Annotated in this window: 16 protein-coding genes and 2 pseudogenes; 6 read left to right on the top strand and 12 right to left on the bottom strand. The window is 51.9% G+C overall.

Translation table 11 applies throughout. The features are described 5' to 3' along the window. Nucleotides 1-67: 67 nt before the first annotated feature. Nucleotides 68-1828, bottom strand: coding sequence for a Lon protease family protein (locus tag O6D90_RS14820; RefSeq protein ID WP_271143125.1), 1761 nt, complete (start codon nucleotides 1826-1828; stop codon nucleotides 68-70). Between the two features lie 185 nt (nucleotides 1829-2013). On the opposite strand from O6D90_RS14820, the gene matP reads away from it, so the two are divergent. Then, nucleotides 2014-2466, top strand: coding sequence for a macrodomain Ter protein MatP (gene matP, locus O6D90_RS14815; RefSeq protein WP_016152480.1), 453 nt, complete (start codon nucleotides 2014-2016; stop codon nucleotides 2464-2466). 98 nt (nucleotides 2467-2564) lie between these two features. Here the strand turns inward: matP and ompA are convergent, their stop codons facing one another. Together ompA and sulA are read right to left on the bottom strand one after the other, a co-directional pair. After that, nucleotides 2565-3623, bottom strand: coding sequence for a porin OmpA (gene ompA, locus O6D90_RS14810; protein WP_016156137.1), 1059 nt, complete (start codon nucleotides 3621-3623; stop codon nucleotides 2565-2567). A 357-nt stretch (nucleotides 3624-3980) separates the two neighbouring features. Next, complete coding sequence (gene sulA / locus O6D90_RS14805) at nucleotides 3981-4490, bottom strand: SOS-induced cell division inhibitor SulA (RefSeq protein ID WP_032931135.1); 510 nt, start codon at nucleotides 4488-4490, stop codon at nucleotides 3981-3983. Nucleotides 4491-4706: 216 nt separating this feature from the next. On the opposite strand from sulA, the gene O6D90_RS14800 reads away from it, so the two are divergent. Next, on the top strand, nucleotides 4707-5321 hold the full coding sequence (locus tag O6D90_RS14800; RefSeq protein WP_016152483.1) for a TfoX/Sxy family DNA transformation protein: 615 nt from the start codon (nucleotides 4707-4709) through the stop codon (nucleotides 5319-5321). Here the strand turns inward: O6D90_RS14800 and yccS are convergent. Beyond that, entirely contained in the window at nucleotides 5299-7452 is a 2154-nt protein-coding gene (gene yccS, locus O6D90_RS14795) for a YccS family putative transporter (RefSeq protein ID WP_016152484.1), read from the bottom strand. The genes O6D90_RS14800 and yccS overlap by 23 nt on opposite strands. A gap of 18 nt (nucleotides 7453-7470) precedes the next feature. Continuing rightward, nucleotides 7471-7917, bottom strand: a complete 447-nt coding sequence (locus O6D90_RS14790; RefSeq protein WP_016152485.1) for a YccF domain-containing protein — start codon at nucleotides 7915-7917, stop codon at nucleotides 7471-7473. A gap of 125 nt (nucleotides 7918-8042) precedes the next feature. On the opposite strand from O6D90_RS14790, the gene helD reads away from it, so the two are divergent. Beyond that, complete coding sequence (gene helD, locus O6D90_RS14785; protein WP_016156138.1) at nucleotides 8043-10097, top strand: DNA helicase IV; 2055 nt, start codon at nucleotides 8043-8045, stop codon at nucleotides 10095-10097. Nucleotides 10098-10129: 32 nt separating this feature from the next. Here the strand turns inward: helD and mgsA are convergent, their stop codons facing one another. Continuing rightward, entirely contained in the window at nucleotides 10130-10588 is a 459-nt protein-coding gene (gene mgsA, locus O6D90_RS14780) for a methylglyoxal synthase (RefSeq protein ID WP_016152487.1), read from the bottom strand. A gap of 93 nt (nucleotides 10589-10681) precedes the next feature. Continuing rightward, a complete protein-coding gene (gene csgI, locus O6D90_RS14775) occupies nucleotides 10682-11344 on the bottom strand; it encodes a curli synthesis inhibitor (RefSeq protein WP_016152488.1) in 663 nt (220 codons plus the stop codon). Nucleotides 11345-11515: 171 nt separating this feature from the next. Between csgI and O6D90_RS14770 the strand changes: the two genes are divergently transcribed. Beyond that, nucleotides 11516-11929 (top strand): CoA-binding protein, encoded by a 414-nt coding sequence (locus O6D90_RS14770; protein WP_016152489.1) that lies wholly within the window; start codon nucleotides 11516-11518, stop codon nucleotides 11927-11929. A gap of 67 nt (nucleotides 11930-11996) precedes the next feature. On the opposite strand, the gene hspQ is transcribed toward O6D90_RS14770, so the two are convergent. Next, entirely contained in the window at nucleotides 11997-12314 is a 318-nt protein-coding gene (gene hspQ, locus O6D90_RS14765; protein WP_016152490.1) for a heat shock protein HspQ, read from the bottom strand. A gap of 57 nt (nucleotides 12315-12371) precedes the next feature. Then, nucleotides 12372-13583, bottom strand: a complete 1212-nt coding sequence (gene rlmI / locus O6D90_RS14760; RefSeq protein ID WP_016156139.1) for a 23S rRNA (cytosine(1962)-C(5))-methyltransferase RlmI — start codon at nucleotides 13581-13583, stop codon at nucleotides 12372-12374. Nucleotides 13584-13696: 113 nt separating this feature from the next. Between rlmI and O6D90_RS14755 the strand changes: the two are divergent. Together O6D90_RS14755 and yccX are read left to right on the top strand one after the other, a co-directional pair. Beyond that, nucleotides 13697-13843: pseudogene (locus O6D90_RS14755) on the top strand (AraC family transcriptional regulator); the annotation flags it as partial. Between the two features lie 34 nt (nucleotides 13844-13877). Then, entirely contained in the window at nucleotides 13878-14159 is a 282-nt protein-coding gene (yccX, locus tag O6D90_RS14750) for an acylphosphatase (RefSeq protein ID WP_016152492.1), read from the top strand. Here yccX and tusE read toward each other — a convergent pair. The 3 genes and pseudogenes from tusE to O6D90_RS14735 all read right to left on the bottom strand — a co-directional run bounded on the left by tusE (nucleotide 14156) and on the right by O6D90_RS14735 (nucleotide 16275). Further along, on the bottom strand, nucleotides 14156-14485 hold the full coding sequence (tusE, locus tag O6D90_RS14745; protein WP_016152493.1) for a sulfurtransferase TusE: 330 nt from the start codon (nucleotides 14483-14485) through the stop codon (nucleotides 14156-14158). The genes yccX and tusE overlap by 4 nt on opposite strands. Before the next feature lie 69 nt (nucleotides 14486-14554). Further along, nucleotides 14555-15106, bottom strand: a complete 552-nt coding sequence (locus O6D90_RS14740; RefSeq protein ID WP_016156140.1) for a LuxR C-terminal-related transcriptional regulator — start codon at nucleotides 15104-15106, stop codon at nucleotides 14555-14557. A 10-nt stretch (nucleotides 15107-15116) separates the two neighbouring features. Then, nucleotides 15117-16275, bottom strand: a pseudogene (locus O6D90_RS14735) (CfaE/CblD family pilus tip adhesin).

Genomic DNA, 16275 nt, shown 5'->3' with positions numbered 1-16275 from the left:
TTCTCTGTAAGCCTTATTTTATTGAAGCACGCAGGATAGCTAACACGTGTACGCTGAACAAGTCCGATCAGTTCGGAATAATCCAGTTCAGCCAACGTAGCGGCCAGGGAAAACGGTGACGACCTTCCTGCTGCGTTGCCGTAGCAATACGCTCCTGGATAGTTTGCATCAGCGTTGTCTGGCCTTCACCATCCCACACCAGATTTAATAACAGTGGCAGCGCATCGGTCACGTCGTCCACCGCCCAGATAGTGAATTTTTCTTCTTCTACGGCCTGAAGCAGAGCGGGCTGCAGGCTCAGGTGTCTGACATTCGCTGAAGGAATGATAACGCCCTGTGTGCCTGTCAGCTCACGCTGCTGACAGATGGCGAAGAAGCCTTCAATTTTCTCGTTCAGACCACCAACAGGTTGTGCCCGACCAAACTGATCGACAGAACCGGTAATGGCGATGCTTTGATTAACAGGAACGTCGGCGAGGGCGCTAATCAATGCGCAAAGTTCTGCCATGGACGCGCTGTCGCCGTCCACTTCGCTGTAGGATTGCTCAAAGGTCAGCGAGGCAGAGAAGGGGATTTGCTGTTCAAGCTGGAGTTCCGACATCAGGAACGCCTGCATAATCATCATACCCTTCGCATGAATATTTCCGCCAAGCTCGGCTTTGCGCTCAATATCCGTAAATTCGCCGTCGCCAATATGAACCACACAGCTGATACGAGAAGGCTCACCAAACGCGCGGGGGTGACCAGGAAATTCAATCACCGACAGGGCGTTGATTTGGCCAATACGCTCGCCTTCCGTCTCGATCAGGATCTGTTCCTGCAGGATCTCATCCTGCATTCGTTCGGCGAGGAAACCTTCCCGCCATTCACGCTGGGTCAGCATCAGGCTGAACTGCTCAGCGTTGCAGGTTTCGCCCTCGCATAACGGGGCCACTTCTTTGAACTGTCGGGTGATCCACAGCGGGTTAAGCGGCAATGTATCCTGTTCGCCGGTATAACGAACGGCTTCACGGATCAGCACTTGCCAGGCATCAGGGGCCGGGTAGGGCAAATTGTTGCGCGTAGCGGTATGTGTTACCCACTGACACCACTGCGTCATGGTTTCGGCATCCACTATCTGCAGATTATCTTCAAACTCGCTATAAATAGCCTGCTCAGCCAGCTCCGGCTCCATGTCCTGGAAGTCTGCCAGTGATTCACGTTCACCGACTAATACCACTTTGAGTTTAAGCGGCATAGGTGGAACGGAGACGGGCAGCGGGCGAGACTCATCAAAAGCTACCCAGTCAAAACGCTCGTGGCTGACAATGGCTTTCAGGCGCATCCACAGCAGCGGTTGGGCCAGTAGCGTGCGCAACGAAATAACCAGCACACCACCGTTGGCCTGATGCACAAGGCCTGGCTGTAGGGTAATTTCGCCGTTGAACTGACGCAGACAGCCAAACAGTTGTTCGGCTTCAACCCAGTCAGCGCAGACTACCTGGGTTAATGTCGCAAAATTGTCTTCTGCTGTCTCAGCTGTACGATAGCGGATAGTGTGACCGGAGATATCATAATGACCTCCGGTGAGACTTCCGGCATCCGAGTGCAGAAGCCGCGCGGCCTGTGCAATAAGGTTGATGTACTCAAGCTCTTCCGGTGCTTTTACCAGCATGAACGAAGACGTCGTCCAGTGCTGAAGAAGCTGCTCCAGCGCAAATTGTAAACGTGGCTGAGTATCACTAAGTAAGGTATCGGTGTCGTCAGTGACGTGCGGCTGTGCAAATACTTCCTGATAACTATCGGTGTCAGGAACCAGATCACGCCATGCAAGTTTCGTAATGGTCAAAGTTGATGTTTTTTAGTCTGTTGTAAAAAACGAGATTATACCGTAACCATCATCACTGCACACGTGGAAAGCGCTGTGAAACGAATGCGATGACGCGCGACAGTTCACAGGCTGGATATTCTTTTCTTCAGATGCCGAAAAAGCTGATATTCTGATAAGAGTTACACGGTAACATTGAGATCGCAATGAAATATCAACAACTTGAAAACCTTGAAAGCGGCTGGAAATGGAAGTATCTGGTGAAGAAGCATCGTGAGGGGGAATTAATCACCCGTTACGTAGAGGCCAGCGCTGCCGAAGAAGCCGTTGATTTGTTGCTAACCCTCGAAAATGAACCGGTTCGGGTCAATACCTGGATTGAAGAACACATGAACTCTGCGCTGCTAAATCGTATGAAACAAACCATACGGGCGAGGCGTAAGCGGCACTTTAACGCGGAGCATCAGCATACGCGAAAGAAATCTATCGATCTGGAATTTATGGTCTGGCAGCGCTTAGCGGGGCTTGCGCAGCGGCGCGGCAAAACGCTTTCTGAAACCATTGTGCAACTGATTGAAGACGCAGAGCATAAAGAGAAGTACGCGAATAAAATGTCGACATTGAAGCAGGATTTACAGGCGCTGCTGGGAAAAGAATAACCACAGAATGGCTAAATGTGTTGTGTACAGGCGTGCTTTGATTGATAAAAAGTGAAAAAAAAACCCCGCAAAGCGGGGTTTTTTCATAAGACGATAACTTAAGCCTGAGGCTGAGTTACAACGTCTTTGATACCTTTAACTTCGATCTCAACACGACGATCCGGAGCCAGGCAGTCGATCAGTGCAGCGCGAGCTTTCACGTTGTCACAGGTATTGCCAGTAACTGGGTTGGATTCGCCCATGCCACGTGCAGAGATTTTGTCAGAAGGAATACCTTTAGAGATCAGGTAATCAACAACGGACTGAGCACGTTTCTCGGACAGACCCTGGTTGTAAGCGTCAGAACCGATGCGGTCAGTGAAGCCCAGAACCACTACGGAACCGTCTTTCGGATCCAGGTTGCTCAGTTGGCTGTACATCTGATCCAGAGCCTGCTGGCCTTCTGGTTTCAGAGTTGCTTTGTTGAAGTTGAACAGAACGTCAGACTTCAGAGTGAAGTGTTTGGTCTGTACTTCTGGAGCCGGAGCCGGAGCAACAACTACTGGAGCTGCTTCTTCCTGCTGACCGAAACGGTAGGAAACACCAACGCTCAACAGACCGTTATCCGGACGACCGCCAACGGTGTTCGCGTCACCGATGTTGTTGGTCCACTGGTATTCCAGACGGGTAGCGATTTCAGGAGTAATTGCATACTCTACGCCACCTGCGAATACTGGGGAAACACCAGTGTCGTGGTCTTTGAAGCCTTCGTTGTTTTTAGCGTCTGCACGCCAAACCATACCACCCAGACGGGTATAAACGTCCAGATCGTCAGTGATTGGGTAACCCAGTTTAGCGGTCAGCTGAACGCCCTGAGCTTTGAAAGCGCCATTATTGTGGGTAGCATCGGTGGCGCCTTTGTACGGCATACGACCTAACCAGTCGTAACCCATTTCGAAACCAACGTACGGGTTAACCTGGTAACCACCGAATGCACCAGCACCCAGTTGGCTTTCGTGGGTAGGACCGGAGTTGTTGATCTGGTTGTTGCCAATATCATGGTACTGAGACCAGCCCAGTTTAGCACCAGTGTACCAGGTGTTATCTTTCGGAGCGGCCTGCGCCACGGTAGCGAAACCAGCCAGTGCCACTGCAATTGCGATAGCTGTCTTTTTCATTTTTTGCGCCTCGTTATCATCCAAAATTCGCCATGAATATCTCCGAAGAGAGATAACACGGTTAAATCCTTCACCCGGGGACCAGTTCAATAGTTACTCTACCGATATCTGCGGCTTATGCCGAGCACCCCTGGCGATGTAAAGTCTACAACGTAGTTGAAAACTTACAAGTGTGAAGTCCGTCAGGCATATGAAAAAAAAAGGCTTGTGTACACATTATTTAACATTTATAGATGAATAAATGTACTGAGGATTTCCTGAAAACCGCTTCAGACAGGCCTTCAGCCGGAAAACGCGTTACAGCTCAATGGCAAATTAAAACATGAAAAAAAATTCCAGGATAATTCCTAATTTTACTCAATGATACAAATTCGAGTGAATTTTTAGCCCGGAATGCTGTCTCCCCGCAAGTGTCTGAGCGCGAACAGGACGCATGATAAATCCCATCGCATTACCTTCATCTGCCGCTTTTACCAGCTCGGCATGTTCATCTTCGGTTAATTCTTCTGTCAACCAGCCGATGACGACGCTGTAGTTACCCGTGCGCAGCGCACGAACCATCGATTCCAGCGTATTGCAGGGGGAGAGCTGGCTGATTTGCATGACTTTGGTCAATGGAAGCCCGGCCGACTGCACCCACTCACGGCTTAATTTTTGCTGAGGCGTCAGCCACAGCTGCCAGCGTGATTGTTGCCCTAACTGTTGCAGCAGGGGAAGCAGCAGGAGCTGCGTCATCATGGGCTGGTCCTCGCGATAGACCACTTCACTGATAAGCCCAGCGGTAGCGTTCTCTGCTGAAACGCGCGCAATGCTGCTCGATGCGGAAGAGAACGACGAAGAACGATTTGCATAACCTGAAGTGTACATAATCAATCCAGCCCTGTGAGTTACTGTATGGATATACAGTAACCCCGCCATCAATAAAGATCAACCTAATTTTCGGAAACAGGTTCGCAATTTTTAGTCATCATCACGGGAAAAATAAAATTCATCTTGCCCCATACGCATAAGTTGCCTATTTTCGTCATTAACGGATCTGCTACTGCAAATTATTTGCTTACGTTATGATTTAAAAGGATTTTTATGAAAGAAAAGTCTTATGCAAGAATCTATAAATCACAAGAATATCTGGCTTCTCTGGGAACAATTCACTACCGCTCACTGTTTGGCGGCTATAGTCTGACGGTTGGTGATACGGTCTTTGCCATGGTTGCCAGCGGTGAGTTATATCTTCGCGCCTGTGAGCAGAGCGCCCAGTACTGTGTAAAAAATTCTCCTGTCTGGCTAACATTTATCAAGCGCGGGCGTCCGGTTGTACTCAATTATTACCAGGTGAACGATACCCTGTGGCAAAACCAGCAGCAGTTAGTATCGCTATCACAATTTTCACTCGATGCAGCCGTTAAGGAAAAACAGAGTCGCTTTGCACAACATCGCCTGCGGGAATTACCGAATATGACGTTTCATCTGGAGACCTTGCTAAATGAAGCAGGAATTAAGGATGAGGGGACATTGCGATCGCTGGGAGCTCAGATGTGCTGGTTGAAACTTCGGCAAAATAACCCTGCCTTAACGGTAAAAATACTCTATGCCCTTGAAGGAGCGGTTGACGGGGTGCATGAAGCCGCGCTCCCGGCGACGCGTCGCCAGGAGCTGGTGGAGTGGGTGAGTTCTCTTACGCCGGAACCGGGGTATTAGATGGCAGCACAGCAATTTGTTGCTGTAATCGCCGAATCTCCGGGAGCAGGGCAATCAGTAACCCAACTTGCTGTACGACCAGCGGCTCTTTACTGTCCGGACGTGGCTCGAGATGCTGAATTCGCTGCTTCAGATCTTCCAGCGCCTGGTATACGCGCTGCTCATCAGCAGGTTGATGGTGAAGCGCATCATCTACATAGCAGACGGCATCATCCAGCAATGCCAGGACGTCAGGATTGGTTAACTGCTCGCGATGTGCGCCGAGGGCGGAAATATAGCTGGTAAACGTATGGTTAAGACACAGCAAGCGGAACGCCGTTTCGCGTGTTTGGGCCGTGACATCCGGTTCACTCGACATGTTCGACACCACCGAAGCAAGTTCCGCATCACGATTGTGCGCGTCACGGCGGGCGATACGGTATGCCAGACGATTATCACGCCCCTGATGATATTGTTCGAGAATAGCATCAAGATAACGACAGTTAGCGTCAGTGGCCCGTTCAATCACTCGCGGCAGATTCCGAAAACGCCAGTCTGGCCAGATAAAGCTGACAGCAGCCCAGGCGATGGCACAGCCGATCAACGTATCGATGACGCGCGGAAGTGCAACTTCAAAACCTTCACCGAGCAGGTTAAAGCACAGCAGCACCAGCAGCGTGATAAACATGGTGGCATGCGCGTACTGGACGTTACGAAAGGCAAAAAACAACACGCCGGTGATCACCAGAAGTATCAATTGCCCTTCGAGAGAAGGTACAAACCACAGGATCGGTAACCCAATGGCGATCCCGACTAATGTGCCGATAATCCTAAGTGCCAGACGATGTCGGGTGGCGTTGTAGTTTGGCTGGCAGACAAACAGACTGGTCAACAGGATCCAGTACCCGTGGTTCATTCCGGTTATCTGGATAATGGCATAGCCGACGCAGAGCACCAGCGACATGCGAACAGCATGACGAAACAGGGCGGACTCAGGCGTGAAATTACGGCTCAGACGCAACCAGATATCACTGAACCCATGCGGGCTGTCATCGGCAAGCTGATTTTCAGACTCATTGCGCGAAAGTACCTGAGCCTGTTCGGACTCAATGGTAGCCAACTGGGCATCAATGGCCCGCAGGTTTGACAGCAAAAATCCCAACGTGTTGAGCAGGTCGGCAGGCTCACCACTCGCGCGCATGCGCTCAAGTGCAGCATCAATATGAGTGAAGACGCGCTCAAAGTGCGGATCGTGCTGATAAGGCGTGCGTAATAAAATACAGCGAGACAGTTGCGAACACGCTTGCCCCTGCATCGACATCAGGCGCTGGAAGCGGAACATCACGTCGCTGTGGCGGAAATGGTCGCGAAGCGTTTGGTACTGAATATGCGAGGAGCTTGCGCGTTCGTGAATATCCTGCGCCACAAAATAGTAATGTAGCGTGCGACGTGTTCCTCGCTGTCCGCGGTCGCCGCGCAGGCGGGTCAGCAGTGACACCTTTGTCTGGTTTAGGGTCGCCATCAGTTGCCCATTCGCAAGAGCCAAATCATACAGCGGCGCCTGGCTTTCATCTTCTATGTCGGGATCAAAAAGACGCGATTTCAGTTCCAGATAGTGCGCTAACTGTTCATAGCTACGCGCCAGATTGTCCTGCAACGGGCGAATAGGGAACAGAAGATGTCCGGTCAGGGTTAACAGGTTGTACCAAATGGCGCCCGCGAGCAGCAGGATTGGCTGCTGATACCACTGATCGTAAAGCGAGGTGCCGAGCATCGTGTAAATGGCGATCAGCAACGCGCCAAAGGCGATGGTTGCATAGCGCTGCCCTAATCCCCCCAGCAGTATAAAGCCGCTGGTGGAGAGCGTTAACCCAAGGGCAAACAGCCATGGCCATGGGAAGAGCAGTTCGACCGAGGCCGAGGCAATGAAAAAGCACACCAGCGTGATGATCAAATTGCGCAGGCGACCTGCAAGACGATCGTCCAGGTCAGTAAGCGCGGCTGCGACCATACCCAGCGTGAGCGGGATGGTCAGCTTAACGTCACCCAGCCACCAGGGCAGCGCTGTTGTGCCGCAAAGCGCGATAAAAATCCGCACGTAGTACAGCCAAGTGCTGTTCCAGGTATAGCGTTTGAGCAGAGGACTTAACATAAAGGCCATCGGTCCTGATTATTCGAAGCGACGACGTGCGTTGGCTTCACGCGCTGCGCGAGCAACTTCAACTGACACTACCCGGCGACCCACCGGCCACAGTGCAATCGCCGCGATTTTGAAATTCGCAATGCCAACCGGGATACCAATAATCGTAATGCACTGGGCAATACCGGAGACAATGTGCATCAGGCACAACCACCAGCCGAAGAAAATCAGCCAGAAAATATTGAGCACGGTGCCTCCGGTATTCAACAGGACGTTTTTGCCCGCTGGATTAAGCTCATCGACATGAATCGCTTCGTTACCGTAGGGAAACAGCGAGAGTCGGGTAATTTCCCAGCATGAGCGGGTCAGGGGGAGAGTAAAAATCAGCACAATACTGACCAGCGTAGCCAGTAACCAGGCTAAGGTGGTGGCGAATCCCCCGAGCACAAAATTTAAAATATTCAGAACAGTACGCATAAACCCTCGGTTAACTCTGGTTTTCTGTGAGTTCGGCAATTGTAACGTTTTTTTGGGCTGGAGCACGTTTTCTCTGGCGGTTACACTGATAAGCAAACCTCTTCGTGTGGATCCGCTTGAGTCTTATGGAACTGAAAGCAACTTCTCTTGGAAAACGTCTGGCACAACACCCTTACGATCGGGCCGTTATTCTCAATGCCGGGATTAAGGTTTCCGGCGATCGTCACGAGTATCTTATTCCCTTCAATCAGTTACTGGCTATTCATTGTAAACGCGGCCTGGTATGGGGTGAGCTGGAGTTTGTGCTCCCGGATGATAAGGTGGTACGTCTTCACGGTACTGAATGGGCAGAAACCCAGCGCTTCCATCACCATTTGAATTCGCTCTGGCAGCAGTGGAGTCAGGAAATGAGCGACGTCGCTGCGGGAGTTTTACAGCAGCAGTTGGAGGCGATCGCCACCCGTACCAGTGAGAATAAATGGCTGACGCGCGAACAGACGTCAGGGCTACAGCAGCAGATCCGCCGCGCCTTTGCCGCATTGCCGCTCCCGATCAACCGGCTGGAAGAATTTGAAAATTGCCGTGAGGCGTTACGTCAATGCCAGGCATGGTTGAAGGACATTGAAGCTTGTCGCTTACAGCACAACCAGGCGTATACCGATGCCATGCTGGAAGAACATGCCGAATTTTTCCAGCAAATTGAGTCCTCGCCGCTGAATCCGGCCCAGGCGCGGGCGGTGGTGAACGGCGAACAATCATTACTGGTTCTTGCGGGGGCCGGAAGCGGCAAAACATCCGTATTGGTCGCCCGTGCGGGCTGGCTACTTGCGCGAGGGGAAGCGGCGGCCGAACAAATCCTGCTGCTGGCGTTTGGACGCAAAGCGGCCCAGGAGATGGACGATCGCATCCGTGAACGTCTGCATACGGAAGAGATCACCGCGAGGACGTTTCATTCACTGGCGTTGCACATTATTTCTCAGGGGAGCAAAAAAGTCCCGACGGTTAGCAAGCTGGAAAATGATGTTGCCGCGCGCAGCAAACTTTTTATCACGACCTGGCGTCAGCAGTGCAGTGAGAAAAAAGCACAGGCCAAAGGCTGGCGGCAATGGTTAGAAGAAGAGATGCAGTGGTCTGTACCCGAAGGTAACTTCTGGGATGACGAAAAATTACAGCGCCGGCTGGCTTCCCGGCTGGATCGTTGGGTTAGCCTGATGCGAATGCATGGCGGAGCGCAGGCTGAGATGATCGCCAATGCTCCGGAGGAGATTCGCGATCTTTTCAGTAAACGCATTAAGCTGATGTCTCCCCTGCTCAAGGCCTGGAAGGGCGCCCTGAAGGATGAGAATGCCGTCGATTTTTCCGGGTTGATTCATCAGGCCATTGTCATTCTGGAAAAAGGCCGGTTTATCAGTCCGTGGAAACACATTCTGGTCGACGAATTTCAGGACATTTCTCCTCAGCGTGCCGCCCTGTTAGCCGCACTGCGCAAGCAAAACTCACAGACTACGCTGTTTGCCGTAGGGGATGACTGGCAGGCAATTTACCGGTTCAGCGGAGCACAGCTTTCGTTGACCACCGCATTCCAGCAAAACTTCGGCGAGGGCGACCGTTGTAATCTGGATACGACTTACCGTTTTAATAGCCGCATTGGTGAAGTCGCAAACCAGTTTATCCAGCAAAACCCTCATCAGCTTACGAAACCGCTCAACAGTCTGATGGCAGGCGATAAAAAAGCCGTCACGTTGCTCGATGAAAGCCAGCTGGATCTGCTACTGGATAAGCTGTCGGGATTTGTGAAGGCAGAAGAGAGAATTCTGGTGCTGGCGCGATACCATCATCTGAAACCTGTCAGTCTGGAGAAAGCAGCTACCCGCTGGCCTAAGCTACAGCTGGATTTCATGACTATCCATGCCAGTAAAGGACAGCAGGCAGATTACGTTATTGTTGTGGGGCTTCATGATGGGAATGACGGTTTTCCCGCCCCGGCCCGCGAGTCGATTATGGAAGAGGCGTTGCTTCCGGCGGTGGAGGATTTCCCGGATGCTGAAGAGAGACGCTTGCTGTATGTGGCGCTAACGCGTGCACGGCATCGGGTATGGCTGCTGTTTAATAAAGAAACACCGTCGTGCTTTGTTGATGAACTTAAACAACTGGATGTTCCGGTAGCAAGAAAACCCTGAATAGCAGGCGGCAATTGCCGCCTGCCCGGCGTTTATTTGAGGCGCTCTGCCAGATAGCGGGCGTAATCTGGGATCAAGATGTCCGTTGCATCGTTAAAGTTTGGCGACTGGATAATAAAATCGGCGGTCGACACGTTGGTGGCAACCGGAATGTTCCATACCGTCGCCAGACGCAGCAGGGCTTTGACATCAGGATCGTGAGGTACGGCGTTCAGCGGATCCCAGAAGAAAATCAGCACATCAATTTTCCCTTCTGAAATCAGCGCACCCACCTGCTGGTCACCCCCCATCGGACCGCTCAGCATGGCGTTGACGTCCATTCCCGTTGCGCGTTGGATTAAGTTTCCCGTTGTTCCCGTGGCGTACAGAACGTGCTTTTCCAGCAACGGCTGGTGGCGTTCCACCCAGCTCATCAACATCTTTTTACAGTGATCGTGTGCAACCAGCGCAATATGCTTACGCGCTGGCAATGTGCGAGTTGTTAATTCCATAGTACAGCTCCCAAGTTAACCTGGTTACAGAGTACTGGAAGCTCTTGACGCTGCAAGAGAAAGACAAAAAAAATGCGTATGCGAACATAAATGTCATGAAGGAGGCTGTTTCTGAGCCCATTGCAAAAAGTTACTTCGCGTTTGTGCGTCTGCCTGTTGGTACCAATATTTTAAGCGCTGTTCGGTCAGCGTTTGCGACTGAGGCGGCACGCGATCCAGTTCAGATACCCCGGAAAGCAGCGAGCTGTCATCGGCCATCATCGTAGCAAACTGCGGTAATGACGCATGTTTAGCCGCTTTGTTATAGCGTTCAGTTTCCATTTCATAATTCACTATTTTCGCTGTGGATGTGATTGACAGAATATCCAGCTTGACGGGGATAGGCATGGAGTCCCCATCCAGCAATTCCACGCGTGGAGCGTCATCAAAATGCGCTGTATCCCGCTCATTGTTCAGACGTGGGAGGTGAAAATTAACCTGGCTGACGAGTTGCGTATCAAAGCTGATGACCAGCGGAGGCGAAATATACAGACGTTCTTCGTGGCTGGACAAGCGAATGGTTTTTTCTACGCGAAATACGAGCTGGTGGCGACCATTTTCCAGCTCGATACTGTCGGCGCCACGCAGTAATGAGCTGGAGACTTTTTTTCCGTCCAGCACCAAAAGGTCAATATCATTAGACAGGCGTAATGAGGTAGCAAAAACGGTTACCGGCAAACACAGGGCAATTAAGGCTGTCACAATGCCGGCTTTCATAGGTTTCTCCTGTCCAGAAAATAGCTGCAAACATGTATCTAAATTTTTCGATAATCACGTTTACTAACATATAGACATATTTTTGAGTTTAGCTCTCATACGCCAGTATGGGATGAATGGTTGCGGGGGCAGGTTTGTCGTACACTTTGTTAAACAGCCTGGAGGAACACGATGAAAGAGACCGATATTGCTGGCATTTTGACATCTACCCGTACGATTGCACTGGTTGGCGCAAGCGATAAACCCGATCGTCCAAGCTATCGCGTGATGAAGTATTTACTCGATCAGGGCTATCACGTTATTCCGGTTTCACCGAAGGTTGCCGGGAAAATGCTGCTGGGGCAGCAGGGCTATGCAACGCTGGCGGATGTGCCAGAGAAAGTGGATATGGTCGATGTCTTCCGTAATTCTGAAGCGGCGTGGGGCGTCGCTCAGGAGGCTATCGCCATTGGCGCGAAGACACTATGGATGCAGCTTGGCGTAATTAACGAGCAGGCGGCCGTGCTGGCGCGTGATGCGGGGCTGACGGTGGTGATGGATCGTTGCCCGGCGATTGAGATCCCGCGACTGGGACTGGCGAAGTAAAGTTTGACTGTCGCCGGATGAAACGCACAGACCCGATAAGCGAAGCGCCATCGGGCCTGTGTTAGTATCAATTACGCAGGCGCGGAGCCTGAAGCTGTTTACGGATTGTGCGCGCCAGTTCATCCATTGATGGTTGCTCCGGATGTTCTTCCTGTAGCTCGCTACTCAGTTGCGCTTCGGCCAGATACGTATGCACTGGCAGACCATTATCGTCTTCCATCACCACGTGATACCAGGGAGCGGCGCGAAGTTCGCTGTTAACCGCCAACTCATCGGCTGACGGCTCATCAAGCGAATATTCCGGGTCGATATCCACGACCACTCCGAGGTAACCTAACAGGGAATGGCGGACCTGCTGGCCGATACCGAATTTGCTGGCAATCATAGTCACCTCCCGGGAAATAGATACCCTCTATGTAAGGGTAATATTCCACTTTTCAAGTTACATGATGCGACAGGCAAACCCTTTCAGATACAGCCCTTCCGGGTAGGTAGCGATCACCGGATGATCGGCGGCCTGACGGAACTGCTCTATAAATTGTACATCACGACCAGCATCTATTGCGGCATCAGCGATGATTTTCTGAAATAAATCGGTCGTCATCAGCCCGGAGCAGGAAAATGTTAGCAGTACGCCGCCTGGGTTCAGCAACTGAATAGCCAGCATATTGATGTCCTTATAACCGCGGCAGGCGCCCATCAACTGGCTTTTGTTTTCGACAAATTTCGGCGGATCCATCACGATGACATCAAATTTCTCACCGCGATCGCGATAGGCGCGCAGCAGTTTGAACACATCATCTCGCACGAACTCGGCTTTACTCAGATCCAGCTTGTTCAGTTCCACGTTCTGGCGGGCAATATCGAGTGCTTCCTGAGAGGTGTCGACGCTGACCACCTGACGGCATCCGCCCATTAATGCTGAGACCGCAAAGCCGCCGGTATAGGAGAAACAGTTCAGGACACGCTGGTTTTCCACATAACGACGCGTCGCCAGGCGGCTATCGCGTTGATCGAGGTAATAGCCGGTTTTGTGACCGTGCTGAATATCAACCAGCAGCTTCATCCCGTGTTCTTCGATAGGCAGCAGAGCAGGCGGCAGTTCGCCCGTGACGGGCCCTTGGGTCAGCGCCATACCTTCTTTTTTACGCACGGCCACATCGCTACGGTCATAAATAGCGCAGTCCGGGAAAACAATTTGCAGAGCACTAATCAGCGCGGCGCGTTGGTATTCAGCACCCGCGCTGAGCAACTGTAATACCAGGAAGTTGCCGAAGCGGTCAATAGTGACACCTGGCAGGCCGTCGGATTCTCCGGCGATCAGACGGTAGCTGTCCAGACCGTCCTTTTTCGCCAGCCAGTCACGCCATGTCTGCGCCTTCTGCAGACGACGGGTAAAGAAATCAATGTCGATGGATTCAGACTTATCGAAGGTCCAGACGCGCGCACGGATCTGCGACGCCGGAGAAAACGCACCGCGCGCTAACCATTTCCCCTGGTGGTCAACAATATCAACGGTTTCACCGAGGTTGGCTTTACCTTCCATACGTGCGACAGCACCGGAAAATACCCATGGATGGCGGCGAAGTAATGATTTTTCGCGTCCCTTGGCTAACACTAAACGAGGATAATGTGGAATTGTAGATTCAGTCATGCGGAGCAACCTCTCACAAACAGTGACGCGGGTTGGATGAAAGTACCAACCTGAAACCATTAAAATAAAATGGCGCGTAGAGTAGCACAGATGATGAGGTCAATCATCAGCGTCTGGCGCTACTGCATGATGGTATGGCGGGACCTCTGCTTATCGAGCGACGGTTTAATCTCACTGAACAGGTGCGACAACTTATTCTGTTATCCCCTGCTAATCTATGGACAGATCAGGAGATTGCCGGTCATCTGTCCATCGGTACCTGTTCTTTCATTTATGTTGATAAGGAGAACCGCAATGTCGAAAGTCTGCATCATCGCCTGGGTCTATGGCCGGGTTCAGGGGGTAGGATTTCGCTACACCACCCAGCATGAAGCGCAACGGCTGGGGTTGACCGGCTATGCGAAGAATATGGATGACGGCAGCGTAGAAGTTGTCGCCTGTGGCGAAAGCGAGCGGGTGGAACAACTGATGAAGTGGTTGAAAGCCGGGGGACCGCGCAGCGCCAGGGTTGATCGGGTTCTCAGCGAACCGCACCGCCCTGGCGACGAGCTAAAGGGATTTAGTATCCGCTATTAAATACATTTCACCGGTTTCGGCAGGCCGGCAATTTTAGTTGCCTGCTTAGCTGGGCCTTTCGGAAACAGGCGATAGAGATAACGGCTGTTGCCTTTTTCTTCGCCAAACTTGTTGGCCATCGCTTTTACCAGCATGCGGATTGCGGGGGAGGTATTAAACTCCAGATAAAACTCGCGAACGAAACGCACCACTTCCCAGTGTTCGGGGGAGAGAACGATACCTTCGTTTTCGGCGATTTTCTCCGCCAGCGGCTCGCTCCATTGCGTGGTGTCTTTCAGATAGCCTTCGCTATCGGTCTCAATTTCATGGCCTGCAAAAATGAACATAGTGCTCTGTCGATAAAGTAAAAACCGCCCTTAGTTTAGCAAATAAGGGGCGGCGTGAGAAACCTCGACCTACAGAAGTAGCTGTAGCAGATTGTTGGCATTAAGCTTCTTCAGCGCGTTGCATTTATACGTCGAAACCTGTTTTTCGCTAATCTGCGTCATTTGCGCAACATGTTTTACCGATTGACCGTTAACCAGCCTGTCGAGAACATTGAACTCCATGCCAGTCAGGCAGCAATTCAGACTGCGTACCCGACGGGGCTCTTTAGCAAGCAGATACGCCGCATCCACGACGGCAATTCTGTCATCAATGATATGTAAGGTCAGCGTGGCAAAACGCTTTCGTAAATGCGTGGCCAGTGCCCAGCCTTTTTCATTGCACACCAGATAAACCGTTCCCTCCCAGCGCCTGGCCTCCAGTTGAAGCAGAATGTCGACCAGCGCCAGATGCGTCCTCGCGACGGAAAAGCGGCAACGCACAACGAGGGTGTCGCAGGCCAACAGCGAACGGTGCCACTGTAACGCGCCACTCTCAACTTGAGTGTGAGCGTTACGGCGCAGAAGGGCGTAGCGCAACCCTTCGGCATAAAAACGATTATTATCAAGAATGACGTAATTCACGGCGGCCTCTTTATAACGTACTGGGTGTGTAGATGATGCGTAGCGTGCCGGTGTAATCCCCGGCGTTTTTACTGCTGGCTGCAAACGCTGGAGTTTTCAGAACAATAGGGGCAGGTACGCACAGTACGCTCTCACGTCCGCCGGGCAGGACGACCTGACGCAGATGCTGCGGATCGTTGGTGCCTTGCCAGACCAGGGTTTTACCGTTGGCGATGGTTTCGGTTGCGCCCGTGACGGGATTAGTGACGAAAACCTGATAGTCGAGACGATCCCGCGCATCGGTCTGACTTCCGCCGCGTCGCCGGATTGAAAATGCCTCTTCCGCACGGTCCGTTGAGGGGAGTCCGTCGTCCTCAAACCGAAGATAAGTGCGGGTGCTGGTACTGTTTTTGCCGTCGTACAGGCACATATCCAGCGTGTTTTCACCCTGGATTTCACTGCCACCCGGCCGCCCCGGGAAGTTGGTCAGGTTGAGGTTAACGACAGGCGTTGAGTGCGGAAATGCCGGCAGATAAATCTGCTGATTACCCGGATCGACAACCTCAATGCGTATCGTGGCCTGCCAGCTAGCAATGGCGCGATAGCCTGGACATCCGGTATTGACGTCGTTGAAGTTCCCGCCGCAGTTGGCAGTATCCCATTCACGCAGGTTCTGCTTCAGCGTTGCGGTCCAGATACCCGGCAGAGCGAGCTTTTCCAGCTCGCTTTTCACGATATAGAAATCGAAGTAAGGTTCTCTGTTCCAGTTTGCAACAATATTTGTCCCTCCCGTGACAAAACTGGCATAGGTAAAAACTTTATTATTGATAAACATGTAGTGGTCGCCATAAATCTTAAGATCCACCGTTTTGCTGGTAAGGGCATGCGTAAAACGTAAATTGATGGCATAAGGTGTCCCTGGGTTCGCCGTGAACCAGACCGGGGCGGTCATGCAGGCGCCCACTGCGGAGTCGGTACGGGACAGACACGTCAGGGTATTACGTCCCCATTTTTGCGGATCGGCGACATCATAGCCGCTCGGTTCATGAACCCAGATATCAAAGCGCGCGGGGGGGGGCCATGCGATCGAAGCTGATATCGACGCTGGTGTTTCTTCCGGCAGGGGCCGCTGCCTGGGTCTGGCCCGCCCACAGACTTAAAAAAAGTAAAATAATTAAGTGCTTGTTCAC

Origin of the sequence: Citrobacter sp. 21OH12SH02A-Citro, assembly GCF_027919895.1 — a bacterium.
Lineage (GTDB): Bacteria > Pseudomonadota > Gammaproteobacteria > Enterobacterales > Enterobacteriaceae > Citrobacter > Citrobacter braakii.
Note: the sequence above shows the minus strand (reverse complement) of the source record. Positions and strands in the feature narration are given on the sequence as shown.

Excerpts from the sequence above, each read along its gene's own strand:
- matP (WP_016152480.1), top strand. The coding sequence starts at position 2,014 with ATGAAATATCAACAACTTGAAAACCTTGAAAGCGGCTGGAAATGGAAG.
- ompA (WP_016156137.1), bottom strand. The coding sequence starts at position 3,623 with ATGAAAAAGACAGCTATCGCAATTGCAGTGGCACTGGCTGGTTTCGCT.
- sulA (WP_032931135.1), bottom strand. The coding sequence starts at position 4,490 with ATGTACACTTCAGGTTATGCAAATCGTTCTTCGTCGTTCTCTTCCGCA.
- O6D90_RS14800 (WP_016152483.1), top strand. The coding sequence starts at position 4,707 with ATGAAAGAAAAGTCTTATGCAAGAATCTATAAATCACAAGAATATCTG.
- yccS (WP_016152484.1), bottom strand. The coding sequence starts at position 7,452 with ATGTTAAGTCCTCTGCTCAAACGCTATACCTGGAACAGCACTTGGCTG.
- O6D90_RS14790 (WP_016152485.1), bottom strand. The coding sequence starts at position 7,917 with ATGCGTACTGTTCTGAATATTTTAAATTTTGTGCTCGGGGGATTCGCC.
- helD (WP_016156138.1), top strand. The coding sequence starts at position 8,043 with ATGGAACTGAAAGCAACTTCTCTTGGAAAACGTCTGGCACAACACCCT.
- mgsA (WP_016152487.1), bottom strand. The coding sequence starts at position 10,588 with ATGGAATTAACAACTCGCACATTGCCAGCGCGTAAGCATATTGCGCTG.
- csgI (WP_016152488.1), bottom strand. The coding sequence starts at position 11,344 with ATGAAAGCCGGCATTGTGACAGCCTTAATTGCCCTGTGTTTGCCGGTA.
- O6D90_RS14770 (WP_016152489.1), top strand. The coding sequence starts at position 11,516 with ATGAAAGAGACCGATATTGCTGGCATTTTGACATCTACCCGTACGATT.
- hspQ (WP_016152490.1), bottom strand. The coding sequence starts at position 12,314 with ATGATTGCCAGCAAATTCGGTATCGGCCAGCAGGTCCGCCATTCCCTG.
- rlmI (WP_016156139.1), bottom strand. The coding sequence starts at position 13,583 with ATGACTGAATCTACAATTCCACATTATCCTCGTTTAGTGTTAGCCAAG.
- yccX (WP_016152492.1), top strand. The coding sequence starts at position 13,878 with ATGTCGAAAGTCTGCATCATCGCCTGGGTCTATGGCCGGGTTCAGGGG.
- tusE (WP_016152493.1), bottom strand. The coding sequence starts at position 14,485 with ATGTTCATTTTTGCAGGCCATGAAATTGAGACCGATAGCGAAGGCTAT.